9 protein-coding genes are annotated in these 15,624 nt (G+C 71.0%); 6 read left to right on the forward strand and 3 right to left on the reverse strand.

The window, feature by feature from the left end; genetic code table 11:
• Window positions 1-2 precede the first annotated feature (2 nt).
• Both CC117_RS19095 and CC117_RS19100 read right to left on the reverse strand, forming a co-directional pair.
• Window positions 3-1,268, reverse strand: coding sequence for a hypothetical protein (locus tag CC117_RS19095; protein WP_131803094.1), 1,266 nt, complete (start codon window positions 1,266-1,268; stop codon window positions 3-5).
• Entirely contained in the window at window positions 1,255-1,677 is a 423-nt protein-coding gene (locus CC117_RS19100; RefSeq protein ID WP_131803095.1) for a hypothetical protein, read from the reverse strand. Before CC117_RS19100 ends, CC117_RS19095 begins: the two co-directional genes overlap by 14 nt.
• A gap of 348 nt (window positions 1,678-2,025) precedes the next feature.
• On the opposite strand from CC117_RS19100, the gene CC117_RS19105 reads away from it, so the two are divergent.
• Genes CC117_RS19105 through CC117_RS19125 form a run of 5 tightly spaced genes read left to right on the forward strand, consistent with a single transcriptional unit; the run spans window position 2,026 to window position 9,376 of the window.
• The gene (locus CC117_RS19105; RefSeq protein WP_131803096.1) at window positions 2,026-2,400 is read left to right on the forward strand and encodes a trypco2 family protein; all 375 of its coding nucleotides are present in this window, start codon (window positions 2,026-2,028) and stop codon (window positions 2,398-2,400) included.
• A gap of 47 nt (window positions 2,401-2,447) precedes the next feature.
• Window positions 2,448-4,322: a serine protease family protein gene (locus CC117_RS37480; protein ID WP_071086087.1), complete on the forward strand. Its 1,875-nt coding sequence runs from the start codon at window positions 2,448-2,450 to the stop codon at window positions 4,320-4,322.
• Window positions 4,309-5,262: an AAA family ATPase gene (locus CC117_RS19115; protein WP_157905422.1), complete on the forward strand. Its 954-nt coding sequence runs from the start codon at window positions 4,309-4,311 to the stop codon at window positions 5,260-5,262. Before CC117_RS37480 ends, CC117_RS19115 begins: the two co-directional genes overlap by 14 nt.
• Window positions 5,262-6,281 carry a hypothetical protein gene (locus CC117_RS19120; protein ID WP_071086090.1) on the forward strand — a complete coding sequence of 340 codons (1,020 nt, stop codon included), beginning with the start codon at window positions 5,262-5,264 and terminating at the stop codon, window positions 6,279-6,281. The genes CC117_RS19115 and CC117_RS19120 overlap by 1 nt, the downstream gene beginning before the upstream one ends.
• A complete protein-coding gene (locus CC117_RS19125) occupies window positions 6,278-9,376 on the forward strand; it encodes a toll/interleukin-1 receptor domain-containing protein (protein ID WP_116287838.1) in 3,099 nt (1,032 codons plus the stop codon). The genes CC117_RS19120 and CC117_RS19125 overlap by 4 nt, the downstream gene beginning before the upstream one ends.
• Before the next feature lie 89 nt (window positions 9,377-9,465).
• Here the strand turns inward: CC117_RS19125 and pglW are convergent, their stop codons facing one another.
• Window positions 9,466-14,505: a BREX system serine/threonine kinase PglW gene (gene pglW / locus CC117_RS19130; protein WP_241830240.1), complete on the reverse strand. Its 5,040-nt coding sequence runs from the start codon at window positions 14,503-14,505 to the stop codon at window positions 9,466-9,468.
• Window positions 14,506-14,745: 240 nt separating this feature from the next.
• Between pglW and CC117_RS40150 the strand changes: the two genes are divergently transcribed.
• Window positions 14,746-15,477: an excalibur calcium-binding domain-containing protein gene (locus CC117_RS40150; protein ID WP_084132413.1), complete on the forward strand. Its 732-nt coding sequence runs from the start codon at window positions 14,746-14,748 to the stop codon at window positions 15,475-15,477.
• Window positions 15,478-15,624: the final 147 nt, after the last annotated feature.

The following is a 15,624-nucleotide window of genomic DNA, read 5'->3' on the forward strand; positions in this document are numbered from 1 at the left end:
TGTCAGCCGAGAAACGTTCGCCGTGCTTCGCCGAAGTCCCGGACGACGGCGAGGCGGCGGTCGGCTGGAGGTATCGCCAGCAGGGCGTCGTGCGCCCACGAACCGATCAGCGGTGACCGGAAGTCCGCCGGGAGGGCCTGCAGTATCTCGATTCCGAGCCGGCACCCGTCCGTGACCTCACCGTTGCGGATGAGAGCCTGTGCACGGTCGAGCCGGACAAGGGCCGGATCGAGCACCTCGGCCGGCGGAAAGAGGTCGATGGCGTGGTCCTGCGCCTCGAACGCCAGCTGCGCCATCCCCAGCGTGGTCAGGGATTTGCCTGCGCTGAACCAGAGCTGCTGCTCCGTCCAGCCGAAGACGCCGCCGGACTCCGGGTCGCCGACCGCGCCGAACACGTCCTCGGAGCGCCTGACGGCGGCGAGGGCGCCGTTTTCGTCGCCGAGTTTGGCGAGAGCGCGAGCCTCGACGGTCGGCGCCATGACCGCGGCGGCGTACYGGGCTGACCCGGCATGCTCCGCGGCCGCCCGAGCGAGCTCGACGGCCCGCCGCGGCGATTCGCTGTAGTGGAGTAAGAAGAACGCCTCCCGAGCAAGGCTCCAGGCCGCCAGGTTCCGATCACCCGCCTCGGTGGCCGCGAGCCGGCAGGTTCGCATCCAGTTCCGCGACACCCTGCTCTCACCCATGTCGTCAGCCAGCACAGCTATCAGCGCCGCCAGCTGGCCCAGGCAGCGGACCAGCTGCCTCCGCGGCTGCGGCGAGCGGAGATTGCCGAGGGCGTACTGCAGATCCGAGATGTCGATCAGGATGTCCCGCATCAGAGGGACGGGCGGGCTCACGGCGTAGGAGCGCGCGTGGCTCTCTGCGACAGCGTCCCAGGCCTGCGGCGAAGCAGCGCTGTCGAGCGACTGGGCGAGGCCTTCCTCGACGTCTCGCTGGACGAGTTCCAGCGCCTCCCACATGTTCACCGAAATCGCGTTCCCAACACCCAACGCGATATTTTTCAACAGTGCGCGGCGCTGCACCTGCGCCCCATCTCCCTTCACCAGCGACGCCCCATATCGCAGACCAGGCGGCAGGGCAACGTCGACTGATCCTACCGTGACGTCACCGTAGACGGCGCCGATAACRGTCAGTTTCTCCACAGCTGCGGCATCGCCCACCGACACCTGCACCGAGTGATTCCCGGGCTCGGCAGCGGACTCGGACAGAAGGCTCGCAGCGACGGCTACGTCGATCTCACTGGCCGGATCATCCTCAGAAGCTGACATCGCCCGTTACCTCGCCGATGTTCACAAGTTTTCCCACACTCGCGTTACCGGTTATCTCGGTCACGAAGCGGCCTGCGACGGGATCGCTTGCACCATGGCGGATGAGCCGTTCCAGTTCCGCCGCGAAACCCGGATCGACGTCCGCGTACCCTTGCACGAAAGCTGCGACGGCTTCGATCCGCGCCGCGTCCGAGGGAGACGCACTCAGCTCGTCCAGAGCAGCGCCGGCATCCGGATCGGAGCTGAACCTGGTCCGAACCAGATCCGCGAGCCGACGAACGAACCCCCAGGCACCCTCACCGGCACCGGCACCGAAGGCCTCCGTCGCCCGTACGGCAAACAGCGCCGCGACTGCCAGCCCGACAGACTCGATCATTGCAGCCTCCTGGGGAATCTGGCTAACCAGCACGAGTGTTCGTCTCACGGTAGGGCAGTAGTGCGATCGAGAAAAGAAGTATCCGACTCCCCGCAGTGCCTGCCGGCACTCCGACTCCATCCGCTCCCCATTTTTTGTCAAACARCAAACAATCCTGCCGGTATGGGCCCGACTGCCGATGCGACCCGCTGCTCCGGGGTGCCGTGGCTCGGACCGTCGGCCAGTATGGATGCGGACCCGCATTACCTGGAGGACGGTCGCCGCCGGGCCACCCCCGCGGGTGTCGACGTCACTCTGGCAGAATTCAGTGAAACTCCGGTCTGGACGACCGCGTCGATCCGACGTTCTGCCGTCAACCGGCCTGTGACCTCGGGGGATGTCATGTGGAGACGGAAGAGGGTACCTGCGGAGCGGCTCTCGCTGGCGAACTCCGTCGAGGCGCTGCGTAGGGAGATTCTCCAGGCCCAGGCCGATGCAGCGGCCTCTGGCGCACCGTTCTACTTCCCCATCAAGGATGTCACCATCGAGCTGCAGGTCGGAGTGACCGCCTCCGTGGACTCCGCGGCGAGTATCCGCTTCTGGCTGATCGGGCTCGGCGCCGGCGGGAGGTACGCTCAGGAGGAGATCCAGAAGATCACCATCAGCCTCGGCTCGCCGGTCGATGCAGCCGGCAATCCGCTTCCCACAAAGATCAGCGCGGAGACCCACCCCCCGTTGAAACCACGTCCCGAGGCACCCGCGCTGCAGCTGCCCTGACCCCCGCCGGCACATCCCCGATGCAACGTCCCGCTCAGGTCGGCACCATGCGCACTGTCGAGGTCCGCTTCGACCTCGGCCCTGGTCGGCCTGCCCGCCTACGCAGCAGCGCTGGATACCTGGTCAACCGTTCGACCGTCCTGACCTGCGCGCACAGTCTGGACTACCAGACGGAACTCCAGTTCGGCCAGAGCCTGGCGGTGCGCCTGGTCGGAACGGTGGACGAGATCCCCGCATCCCCGTTCTTCGTCGGCAGCGAGCAGGTCGACCTCGCCGTGCTGACGATCGACGAGACACTGCTCGACGAGCTTCTCCCGCTGTGCGACCAGGTCTCCTTCGCGCGGCTGAACAGAGACTCGCCCCTGCCGGTGGAGAGGTGCTGGGCGATCGGCTTCCCCACCTTCAAGCGGGTCGGCGGCTTCCCGAACACGGTGCACGTCCTGGGCAGGATCCCGCCTGGCGACAACCTCGATACCGGCACGCTGGCACTGGACGTTCTGACGAAGACCCCACATGGAGCTGGGCCGCGACCGGCGGGTGCCGTCGGGCACCCGGCAGCCCACCAGGTTGCGCCGGAGCCGGGTGTGCGACGGGCGGAGTCAGTGTGGAGCGGGATGTCCGGAGCCGTCGTCTTCGCCTCGGACGGCGGTGCTCACCGCGTCGTCGGGGTGGTCATGGAACACCTTCCGCCCGAGGGCGTGAAGACACTCACGGTCGCGCCCATCACCCTGCTCGACACGCTGGACGACGTGGAAGGTGTCCGCTGCTGGGATCAGCTGTGCAAGGGCGGCTCCAGGGACATTTCCTGGATCCCCCCGAAGAGATCGCCAGGCGAGGTTCCGCTCCGCACCTACCAGTCGGCACGGCCCGCCAGGCGGCAGCTCGGCTCGCTGCGGGCCAGGGTCTCCACCCTCCTGGAGACGTGCCCGGCAGCCTCGCTCAGGTTCCTCGCGGAGGAGTTCGGCGTCGTTGTCGACGAACGCGACGGACGGACCAGGGCCGTCACCCCCGCCGATTTCGGCGACGCAGGCCGAAGGTCGACGATCGCGATGTTGTCCGCGGACCGCATCTACGCGGACGATCTCGCCCTGGAGCGCATAGCCGATGCCTTCTTCGAGGCCGTTGACATCGGTCCGGAACGCGTGGATGTCGCCGATCTCGTGCTTCCTTTCAAAGGTACCGTTCCCTTAGGCGCGTTCACCTCGTTGGCAGCCTTCTATGCCGACTTCCCGGCCCTGGCCGGCCCCGGCCCGGCGCCGGCCGTGACGATCCGGGCGAGGGAGCCCTGGTACGCCTACTGGCACCTTGTCCGCGCGCGGGCCAAGCCGGTGCCCCCACGCGTCGTCGACTTCTTTCCTACGGACTACCCCGACCCCGACGGCGCTGGCGTAGGCAAGCGCTGCGGGCCCGGGGAGCAGATCTGGGACCAGGTCATGGATCTCGTCGGCGAGCTGGACCACAGGGAGCCGGACATCAGCCAGAAGATCGAGGACGACCTGCGTCGCGCCCTGCGTGCCGCACTGTACGAGGACGGGGACGACAGCCCGATCGCGGTGCTGTGGCCCCGCCTGCGTGATGCTCGCCGCGGCCGGCCCCCGAACGGTGTGGCCATCGCCGGCGAGGCCGGTGCCGGTGCCGGTGCACCCGATGCTGTCGCACCCGATGGCGGTGTGCCCGCCGGTGGTTGGGCCGAAGCCGACGCCGAACTCGCGACGCTGCGCGAGCTTTACGCACAGCTGCTGTTCTTCGTCATCCTCGACCCGGACGGCGAGCGGATCGACGGCATCGGCCAACTGGAGGCGTTCGACGGCACTCCGCAGCACACCTACGAGAAGCTTTACCGGCGCATGGCCGGCAGCCCACCCAGAATCGCGGGTTCGCTGCGGAGGGCCAGGAGAGGCATGGGGCGTGTCCGACACTGACGACTACCGCTACCACAGAATTTTCGGTGAGCCCGGACCAGCGCTCGCCGCGCCGCAGCCGGAATCCGTCGTCGGCGACCACGTGCCTGTCGGCGGCTACCGCTTCACCAGGGATTCTCGGCTCGCGGTGAACGTGGCGCTGGCCGCCGGGCGGCCGCTGCTCGTCCAGGGCGAGCCAGGCTGCGGAAAGACGATGCTCGCGCTGGCTGTGGCCCAACAGACCGGCTGGGACTTCCAGGCCGCGACGGTCACCTCGCGCACCCGGGCACAGGACCTGCAGTGGACGTTCGACGCCGTCCGCCGGCTGCGTGACGCGCAGGCGGGGCCGGCCGGCGCCGGCCGGAAGGCCGACGACGGGCTCCGCTCCTATATCCGCCCGGGCGTGTTCTGGCGGGCACTCGCGCCGAGGGATGCGGCCGAGTTCGTGGGTGTGCCCGCGCCGGAGCCCAGGGAACGCGGCGTGCTGCTCCTCGACGAGATCGACAAGGCGGAGCCGGACGTTCCCAATGATCTCCTCGGGCCGCTGGGAACCTTGTCCTTCGAGGTGACGGACCTCGGCGGGTATGCCGTCCGCAACGAACGACCGGATGCTCCTCCGCTGGTGGTGCTGACGACCAACGAGGAGCGCGATCTGCCGCCGGCGTTCCTGCGTCGATGCGTGGTGCTCACGCTGCAGTTCCCCGACGAGGACGAACTCGTCGACATCGGCCGGCGCCACTTCCCGGACGGTCCGGACGACCTGTTGCGGGAGGTGGCCGCGATCACCAGCCAGGCCCGTAAGGAGGCGAAGCGGGAAGGCGACCGCCCGCCGGGCACCGCCGAGTACATCGACGCCGTGCGCGCCGCGATCCGGCTCGGCATCACGCCGCGCGGAGCCAAGGACGAATGGTTCCTGGTCAAGAGGCTCACCCTGGCGAAGTGGGCAAGGCCGGAGGAGTGATGACGAGCCGGTCGCCGGCGGTCTTCGCCGCGGACGTGATCAGGGTTCTCGGCCGGTTGCGGTGCGAGGACGCCGAGACCGTGGAGGCGGCGGCCCGCCTGCTCGGTCTCGCTTCCCCGCTGCCCGCCACGACATCCTCGGACCGGGAGCGCACATCCGCCGGCGCGCCGGATCCCATCCCCGAGATCGAGCTGTCCCGACAGCCTGGCAGCGTGCGGCAGGACCATCCGACTGCCAGCACGGCCGGTGCCGCGACCGAGCCATCAGGCTGGACCCGGCTCCTCCGCCAGGACACGGCGGCGGATCTGCCTGCCTGGTGGCCGGCCAGGCGCGATGGCAGCGTCGGCAGCGACGGCGCAGGTGTCGACCGAGCTGACGACACCACCGGCAGCCGCCAGGCCGGGACCGGCGTCGGCAGGATTCTCCCCGGTGTGCCGCCGCTGTTTCCGGCCCGCTCCAGCCGGGTGATCATCGCGACCGTACTGGCGATGCTGGCCGAGGACGGCGACCTCGACCTTGCCCCGATCGTCACGGCACTCGCCCGTCTTGAGCCGTTGACCGCGCTTCCACGGCGCCGCGTCCGGACGAACCGGCGCGGGGTCCAGGTTCTCCTCGATCTCGCGCCGGCGATGCGTCCTTACCTCCCGGACCTGCGGGCCCTTCCAGAGCAGCTCCGCCGCGTCCTGGGGCCGCGGGTGGAGGTGCTGCGGTTTGCCGTGTGTCCGATCTCCGGCGCCGGGCCAGGGATGCGGCCCTGGGGCCGCTACCGACCTCCCGCGCCGGGCACACCGGTGCTCGTCGTCACCGACTTCGGCGGCGGCCATCCCTGGGCGCCGCCGCCGGCGCCACCGCAGGAATGGGCCGAGTTCGTCACGACCGTCCGCCGCGCTGGATGCCGGCCGCTCGCGCTCGTCCCCGGCGCTCGCCGCGACATCGACCCGGCGCTGACCGCGCAGCTGCCCGTTCTTCCCTGGGATGAGTCGACCACTGTTCACGACGCGATCCGGGTGTCCCGATGACGGAGCCAGAGCCGATGGGCACGACGGCAGGAGTGACAGCCGTCGAGCGGGACGCCTTCGAACTGGCGGCCAGCCTGTCGATTGCGGCGTTTGTCGACCTTCGGCTGGTGCGGGTCTTCCGGCAGGAGCTGCACCCCGRCCTGCCCGCCTCAGCGGAGGCCGCACTGTGGTTCGGGCCCCTGGTCGCCCAGGCCAGCGGGGACATGCTCCTGCTCGACGAGGGCATGCTGCCGACGCTGCGCCGCCACCTGCTCGACCGGCCACCCCGGCACCGCGCCCATGCACAGCAGGCCCGTGGGCTGCTGGAACGGGTCCGGGACGCCGACGGTGCGGGGCGCTATCTACGCACCGAGGAACAGCTGATCTGGCTCGGACTGCGAGGTGCCTCCCGCCGGACGATCGACGGCGCGTTGCACGAGGTGTTCCTCGATCTGCGGGACAGGACGAATCCGCGACTCGGGGAAGACATCGCGAGGTGGGCGGCACGCGCGCTGCCTCGGCTGCCACCGGCGGTTCTCGCCTACAGCGAGGCAGCGAGGTTCCTGGCTGCCTTCGCCGAGCGGCAGGTCGGGCAGTCCCTCGGCGTCTCACCCGACGCCGCCGCGACCCGGCTGCTGGAACATCTGTCGGCCGACGGGTCGAGGGTCGAGGTCGGCGTACGGCTCGCCGGTGGCCAGTTGGAGCTGAGCTGCCCTCCGGTCCCGGGTGCCCATCAACTGACCGCCCCCGGTTCCGACCCGGTCGTCCTCGACCTTCTGGCACCGCGGCCGCTTTCCGAGCCGCTGCCCTGGCTCGACAGCGAGACCACCGCGTCCGCCGAGTTCGACCATCGGCCAGGAGTCCTCGTGATCGAGCTGCCGGCAACCAGACGTACCGACCGCATCGATGCCGTCGCGAGGTTCCTCGGGGAGCACGGGTTCGCCGTCTCCCGACGCGACGCGGCAGAGCTGGACGTGGCGTCGCTGGAGACCGAGTCGTCCGTCCTTGCTCTGTTCTCAGACGGGAGACCGCTCGCGCTGTGGCGGGCAGCGGAAACACTGGAGTTCTGTGCCACGGCCCGCGTTCCGACAGTCGTCATCGACGCCTCAACAGTGGGGCGGGCTCTGGAATCACAGGCAGGGGGCGCGGCCCAGGCCGCGACCGGCGCCGATACCGACGGCTCCGAGGCAGCGGAGGCACGGGCCAAGCTGCTCGACGCACTCGCCCTGCTGCTCGCGGCTCAACGGCCCCAGGCGGTGGCGGCCGTTCCCCGGCCTGGCTTCGTCACTGTGCCGGTCGAGGGGCCGGTGTGGGTCCGCGCTACCGGTGAGCCCTGGCACGTTCTCAGCCCGACACTGCCGGCGGGTGTGCGGCCGCTAGGCCCCGACGATCCACGCGGAATCGGCCCGTTCCCGTTCCTCGGGCTGATCGACAGGACCGAACTCGGCCCGATCTTCCTGACCCGGGTCAGTGAAGGACGCCTGGCAGTCGTGAAGATCGCCACTAGCGGACCTGCGCGGGTGTTTGCCGACAACCTTCGTGCCATCAGCAGACCCTGGGCCACCATCGACAGCCCCTTCGTGACCCGGCTGGTCCACGCCTACGCCGACCACGATCCGCCCTACTGCGTCGTCGACTTCGCCCCAGGTGAGCGGCTCGACGACATGGTCTACGAGAGCGAGACACCGCGAAACGCCGTCTGGCGGCTCCGGTTCGCCTACCAGTTTGCGCGTGCCCTGGCTGCGGTCCACGCTGCTGGGCTGGTCCACGGCCATCTGAGCTCCGGCGCGGCGAGGTCCCACGAGGGACGGTTCCAGCTGGTGCGCATGCATTCTGCCGGCCTGATCGGGAGCCGCACGCCCGGCAACGACGCGGAGTCGCGGCCACATTTCCGCCCCGAGGCTCGAAGGCGCGTTCCACTGGAGCCATCCGCCGACATCTATGGCTGGGCGGATCTTGTCCTGCGGACGACGGCCGGCTGGCAGCGAAGCCRCCGCGGCCAGCCCCATCCCAACTCCGGATTCACAGAGCTTGACGCGCTGGTCACCCGTGCGTCTGACGGGAAACCCGATCGCCGCCCCTCCGCCCGGGAAATCGTCGACAGACTCGCCGACGCGGCCGAGGAGTATCCCGACCTGAGCTCATCACAGGCCGRGGAGTCGACCGGCGCCGACGCGCCCGCCTGGCAGGGGCAGGTTGGTTGGTCGTCAATTCTCCCGCCGGCCCTGCCGACGGAACCTTTCGTCGATCTTCGGGAAGGAGTGGAGGAGCGGGATGTCAGGCCGGCACCAGGAGGTGTGCCTTCCGACCCACCGAGGTATACGCAGCCCTCGACGGCGGCAACTCGCCGGCAGACGCAGGGCGACCGGGTCCGGCTTTCATCAGAAGACCGCGATCTGCTAGTGAGCGAGCTTTCGATGATCTTCATCATGCCCGCTTCGGTGGATAATCTCCTGCGCCGGATCGGAATTCCTCGTCGTCAGACTCCGTCGTGGAGCTCCACCAGTTCCTTCCAGCTCTGGTCCTCGATCATCGACGACATGGAGGCCGGCATCGTCCAGGAGCCCTACGAAAGGCTCCTCACCGCGGCGAGCTCCGACTACCCGGCGAACGCAGTGCTGCGGGATCTGGTTGACCGCTATGTGGGGACTAGTGCTCGGAAGCGTCCCACACACCCGCCCACCTACCCAGGCCATGATCGTTTCTTCATCAGTTACGCGCAGTCCGACATCGACCGGGCCCGCAGCCTGTACGGGCAGCTGCGTCGAGACGGTTTTTCCCCTTGGCTCGACGACATCGACCTGGCCGACGCACCGGAAGGCCAGGACACACAGACCGCGACCGAGAACGCACTACGCGGAAGCCGCGTAGTTATCATCCTGCTATCCCGAAACAGCACAGACAGCTGGTCACGAATTCTTACAGAAACACTTTACCCAATGATGGAAAGCCGCGATAAATTCATCATTCCCACCCGCCTCGAACCATGCGAAATACCCGATTCCCTCAGGAGCATAGCGGGCGTAGATCTGTTCACTGACGACGGATATCGACACCTGACCAGCTCGCTACGAAGATATGTTGGGCGTCCTGCCTTCCCCGGGGACACCAGGTGAGATGAGGGCGTGTCTGGAGCGGATGGGGCTGCGGTGGGCGGCGTCATGCCGGGCAAACTTTGCCAGCCGCAGCGCCAGCGCCGTCCTCGTCAGGACGCCTGGCCGGCGTAGCCGGTGTTCTCGTCGGCGGAGCGGTGGCGGTTGGTGACCCAGGCGTCGGGCAGCACCACCCATTCACTTTCGGTCACCAGCTGGACGAGGGATCCGTCCAGGCGCGGTGGCCGGGTCGGGTCGGTCGTCGGGCACAGCACCCAGACGGGACGGCCGCCGGCGCGGGCCCGGTCGGCGAGGGCGAACAGGACGTCGAGGCCGCGGCCGTCGTAGCGGCCGAACAGGCCGGCGTCGTGCAGCAGCAGCGGGGCGGGCCGGCCGGTCCCGGCCCCGGAGCGGTTGTGGGGGTGGTCGGTGGGCGCGTCGACCTGGGCGGTGAGCTGCAGCGCGGCGCGGGCCCAGGCGGCGCGGACGTATTCGGCGAGGTTGGTGGCGGCGCGGGTGCCGGGGGCGGCAGCGTCAGCGCGCAGGATCGTCGACCAGGTCGGTTTGGGGCGCGGGTCGACCTCGGCGTGGAGGGCGTCGAGGAAGACGGCGGCGACGTCCACCAGGTCGACGGCGAAGCGGTGTGGACGGGCCAGTTCGGCGCGGGCGGCCAGGTAGTGGTTGCGTCGGACGGTGAGGGCGCGGAAGCCGCCGTCCGTGGCTGCGGCGGCCAGGCGCTGTTCGGTGAGTGCCGCGGCGGCCTGGTCGGGGTGGTCGAACATGGTGCGGGCCGGCCGGCCGCCCAGGTCGGTGGGCTGGCGGACGACCGAGGTGGAACGCGGGCCCGAGCCGCCGAGGCCGGTCGAGGAGAGCAGGCCGTGCGGTGACACGTAGCCGTCGCGGGCCGCGTCCCATTCGAGGACAAAGCCGGCCGCGGCGAGCGGCCTGTCGAGCTCCGGGTGCGTCGGCAGCGGAGTGGTGAGCCAGGGGAAGCGGGCGTGGACCCTCTCGTGGATGGTCGGGACGTCCAGCAGCAGCCGGTCGGGGCGGTCGCCCGAGCCGCTGACCTGGGGCGGGATGGCGCCCGGGCGGGTCGGCGACACGCCGGCCTGGGCAAGCCGCAGGGCGCGGACCAGGTCGAGGTCCCGCGGGTAGATCTCGAGGCGAGCGTTGGTGGCGGCAGTTCGGGAGGCGGCGGCGGCCATCCGGACGAGCCGTTGCTGGTCGAGCGCAGGGAGCCCACCAGGGCCACCCGCGCCGCTCGGACCCCCCGCACCGCTCAGTTCGGCGGAACCGCCCAGCCCGGCGATCCCGGTCAGGGCACCCGGCCCGTCGTCGATACCGATACCGGTGTCGATGCCGGTGTCGGTGTCGGCGGCCTCGCCGGTGTCGTCGAGGCCCTCGGCTGCAGGGTCGCCGCCCGCGGGCAGGGTGCGGACGGCGGAGAGCTCCCGCAGGACGGTCGCCGGTGCGGGCAGCTCCTCGGCGCGGGCGAGTCGGTCCGCGGCTCGACCCAGGGCTATGGCGTAGTCGAAGAGGGCGGGTGCGGCCGGTGCGAGGGGGCCGTCGTCCTCGGCGGCTTCGAGCGCGACGAGCATCCGGTCGTAGTACCGGCGTCGGGCCAGGCGGGGTTCGGTGTCGAGGTCGAGGTCGACGATCTCCAGCGCGGCGCGGACCGTGGCGGCGGCGAGCGCCCGGCGCTGGGCGGGCGATCGCCGGACACCGGCGCTGTCGGCGCCGCTGCCGTGGCGGGCGAGGATGGCGGTGACCAGTTCGTCGAAGCCCGTCACCCGGCCGAGGTCACCGAGGATCTCGATCAGCTCGTCGTGCACGAAGCGGACGGCCTCGTCGGCGTGCCAGGCCTTGCGCCGCGCGCTCAGCACCTGCGCGATGCGCCCCGAGGTCACCCCGACCCGCTCGGCGATCTGCTGCTGCGGCGCCCAGAGGGGGACGTCCGGCGGCACCCCGGCGGCGTCGGGCAGGCCGAGCAGCAGGCGTGCGGCCTCGCGTTCGGTGGCGTTGCGCTCGGCGGCGCTGCGCCGGCCGGCGACGGGGCGCGGGAGCAGGCGCGCGGCGAGGACGTCGACGGGCATCCGGGCGTAGTCGGGAGCTGGCTGCGCCGCCGTCCCGTCTGCCTGCTGCCCTGGGCCCCGCTGGCCTTCCGGCTGCTGGCCGACGGGCAGCGGCAGGTCGGCCGGCCCGACAAGGACGGCTTTCGCATTGGCCTGCACCGCCGTCTCCAGCGACGTCGCCGCAGCCGTCGCCGCTGCTTCTGCCGCCGCGGTTGCGGCAGCGGCGGCCACGCGGCGCCACTGGCGGATCCGGGACTGCAGCTCCTGGCGGGTCTTCGCGCCGGTGCCCGGCAGGCTGATGATCTCCTTGGAGCCGAGTGCCAGCAGGTCGGCGACGGTCGTCGCGTCCAGCCGGTGCGCGGCCGAGACGGCCCGCGGTGACAGGCCGGCGGCTTCCAGCGGGGTGTCCGCGGTCGCCACTGCGGCGGCCCGGTCGCGGGCGGCGACGCTGTCCGGCGGATCTCCGGCGACGGCCGCGGCGCCGACGCCGACTCCGGGGGTGTCGGGACGGGTGCCCGCCGCCAGCTGGGTCACGGCCGCGGTCGTCGCCGGGTGGATGGTCGCCGGGGTCGGCGGGGTGGAGTCGGCGGCACGGAAGACGGCCTGCCAGGCGTCCCGCATGTCCTTCAGGGACGGGAAGCGGCGGGCGGCGTCCCGGTCGAGGGCTCGTAGGAAGAAGCTGGTGAGGCCGGGCCGGATGGCAGGGTCGAACGCCTCGGTGGCCACTGTGGGCGGGCCCTCGGTGAACCGTGCCTCGGCGGATCCGTTGCCCCACACCGGCAGTTCGCCGGAGGCCATCTCGTGCAGGGTGACCGCCAGGGCGTAGCGCTCGGCGTGGTCGTCGTAGGTGGTGCGGGTGCCGGCGCCGAGGAACGGGTCGAGGTAGCGGCGGGTGCCGGCGGTGGTATCGCGGATGGAGATGTTCGCGAGCGAGAAGTCGATGAGAACGAGCTGGTAGGTGCGGTTGGGCCGGCGGCGGATGACGATGTTGTCCGGTTTGAGGTCGCGGTGGGCGACGCCTTCGCCGTCCAGGTAGTCGACGGCGCCGAACAGGTAGTCGCTGTAGGTCTCCAGCTCGTCGACGGAGAGCCGGCCGTCGCGCAGCTTGCGGGCCACCGTCTGCTCGCCGGCGTGGTCGAGGACGAGTACCCGGCGCCCGCCGACGACGAGCGTGTCGGGGCGGGCGAGCCTGATCACCCGCGAGTCGTTGAGCCGGCCCAGCACCGACGCCTCGTGCTCCAGCCGGGACGCCCGTTCGTCCGACAGGGCGATCTTGAGGACCTCGTCGCGGTCCGTCTTCTCGTTGCGGGCGAGGAACGCCCGGCTCGTCGACCCGGTGCCGAGACGCTCCCGGATCCGCCACTCGCCACCGACGAGGTCGCCGTGCTGGGCCTCCAGCGGATCCGCCTCGGATTCGAGCTCCGCCCCGCCGGTTTCCTCCGCGGGCGGGAGACTCGGCCGGGTGAACTCCTCCTCGACGAGCTGCAGCCAGTCGAGGAAGTCACCGACGCTGGTGTGCCTGTCCTCGGGCAGCGGGCGGGTCGCCTGCGCGACCATCTCGTCCACCGTCTCCGACAGCGAGTCGACGGCCTCGGCCGGGTGCAGGGCGCCTGCCTGCTCCAGGCGTGCCTTCAGCGCGTTCGGGCTGTCCGCGGGCGGCTGGCCGGTGAGGATCAGGTAGGCCAGCGTGCCCAGGCCGAACACGTCGATGCCGACCGGGTCCGGCCAGGGGGCGTTGATCTCAGGTGCGAGGTAGCCGGCGGCGGCCAGCTCCAGGTGCGGGAGGAAGCGGGCCGCGGGCGCCACYGCCAGCTCACGGGACGTCGACGTCATCGCGCCGGTGGCCGCACCGGTGCCCGAATCGGCGTCGCGGGCCGCGGCCTGCCAGTCGGTGATCATCAGGGTGGGTGCGAGCCAGCGCTTCTCGCCGCGGCGGACGGACGGCACGACCAGCACGCTGCGCGCGGACAGCGCCCGGTGGTACAGGTGCCGGCGGTGCGCGTAGGCGACCGCCTCCACCAGCTGGCGGATCATGAGCAGCCGGGTGCCGGCGTCGAGGCGGTCGCCGTACTGGTCGAGGTAGTGGTCGAGACGCATCTCGTCCGGCCGGTGCCGGAAGACCAGCGCCGGGCCCGCCTCGTGGCTCTCCAGGGCGTCGACCTGCACGATCCCCGGATGGTTGATCCCGTGCAGCACGAGGAACTCGCGGCGGGCGACCGCCTCCCGGCTCGCCCGCTCGGCCTCCCCCGCGGCCCGCTCGACGAGGTAGATCCGCACCCGCCGCCGCTCCGAGGCGACCATGGTGTGGGCGGCATGATGGTCCTGCCAGGTCGGGCCGGAGTCGAACGCCGGGAACTCCAGCTCCCAGGAGCCCACCCGCTGGTGGCGCCGGCTGCGGCTGATGCCGACCGCCTGCAGCAGCGAGGCCAGGGCCTTCGACAGCTCCGGAGTGATCCGCTGCCGTTCGTCCCGCAGCGGGACGTCCAACAGCCCGGACCAGATCGACGGCAGTCGCGTCCCGCCCGCACCTGCGGGGCTCCCAGAACCCCTGAAACCTGCAGCCCCCGCGGGACCTGCAGCGCCCGCGGGGCGTGCCGGGGTGCCGCGTTCCGGGCCGAAGACCCAGTGACGATGGTGGTCGGGGAGATCGACGCGCAGGGTCGGGTTCGACAGGAAGACCGCCGGCTGGACGAACGGGATCTTCGTCTTTCCGCGGCTGGCGTTCTGCAGCAGGGAGCGCAGTTCCTTGGACTTCTGGTTCGCCAGGTGCAGCGGGTTGTCGAAGATCCGGGTGCCGCCGGACTCGCGGTGCTGCGTCCAGTTCGACCCGGCGGCGGTCAGCCGTCCGACCAGGCTTTTGATCTCGATGAGGTAGATGCCGCCGCGGGCGACGACCAGCAGGTCGACCTCGCGGATGTGCCCGGTGGTCGCGGTGAACGTGAAGTTCGACCAGGCCCGGTACGGCTCGGCGTCCGGCAGCAGCAGCCGGACGTGCTCCAGCGCCTCCCGCTCGTGCGGGAACTGCGACGGCGTGACCGTCTCCCACCGGCCCTGCTCCCGCACCCCGTCTCCCCCGGCCATCTCCGCGGGCCCGTCCCCCGACTGGCACGCCCGCAATGTCCCACCGGTGACCCTAGCCCATACGGGGGGTGTCCACCGTTGCCAGGAACGGTGACAACCACAGGCCATGTCACGGCCGACGACGCGGGCACCCGCCTGCGGCAGGGGACTTTTCCGCCTGTAACGTGCACTGCGCTGTGACAGGGTGAGGGGGACACCGTGGGCGGAGCACGTTTGGCGATCATTGTCGTATCGGTCGCCATGCTGGCCGCATGCGCCGGGGGCACCGATGGGCCGGATGACGGCGGGGCGCCACGGCCGGCGGCTCAGGAGCGGCGCGCCACCGCTGCAGTGAATGCATCCCCGGACGGAGCGCTCACCGGGAAACTCGGGACGACGGACACACTGGCGGCTGCTCCAGYCGGATCTCCGTCGCGAAACAGGGGGCCGGGAGGTACCACGGGCGTCAGTCCGGGCGGCTCCGCCGTTGCGTCGACGGACCGCGCCGCCACCGCTCCAAACCAGCACGCCGCGGTGCCAGACCGAGGTACCGCTGTATCCGACCAGCGCGCCGCTGCGCCGAACCAGCCTGTCTCCGGGCCGGGGCGGGAGCCGTCCGCCGCTGCACCGCCGGCGCCTGCCCCGGCGCAGTCCCCGGTGTACTACGCCAACTGTGACGCGGCCCGCGCCGCCGGCGTGGCCCCGATCCCGCGTGGCGCGCCCGGCTACCGTTCCGGGCTCGACCGGGACAATGACGGTACTGCCTGCGACCAGGACACACCGGCCCTGGCAGCCACTCAGGCACCGCTCCCGGCAGGCCCCGCGCCGGATACTCCTGCCCCGGCCGGACCGTCAGCTACGGAGGCGCCCCCTCCCGGCCCACCCTCACCGGACCAGCCCGAGAATCCTGCGACGTCGGCCCCGAGCCCGACACCAGCACCAGCCGCTACGGCACCGGCGCCGCAGGGACTCGCCGCCGCACCGGAGGTCTAGCGGTATTCGGACCGTCTGCCTGCAACGACAGAGCACCGGCGAGACGCGGTGGACCCGTTAGGAGTCGGGTTGTCTCCATGCTCCCGGAATAGGACGACACAGGTTCGTGGACGGAGTCGGCCGCGCTGCGCCCTACCGGGCCTGAGA

The organism is Parafrankia colletiae (assembly GCF_001854655.1).
Taxonomy (GTDB): Bacteria; Actinomycetota; Actinomycetes; order Frankiales; family Frankiaceae; genus Parafrankia; species Parafrankia colletiae.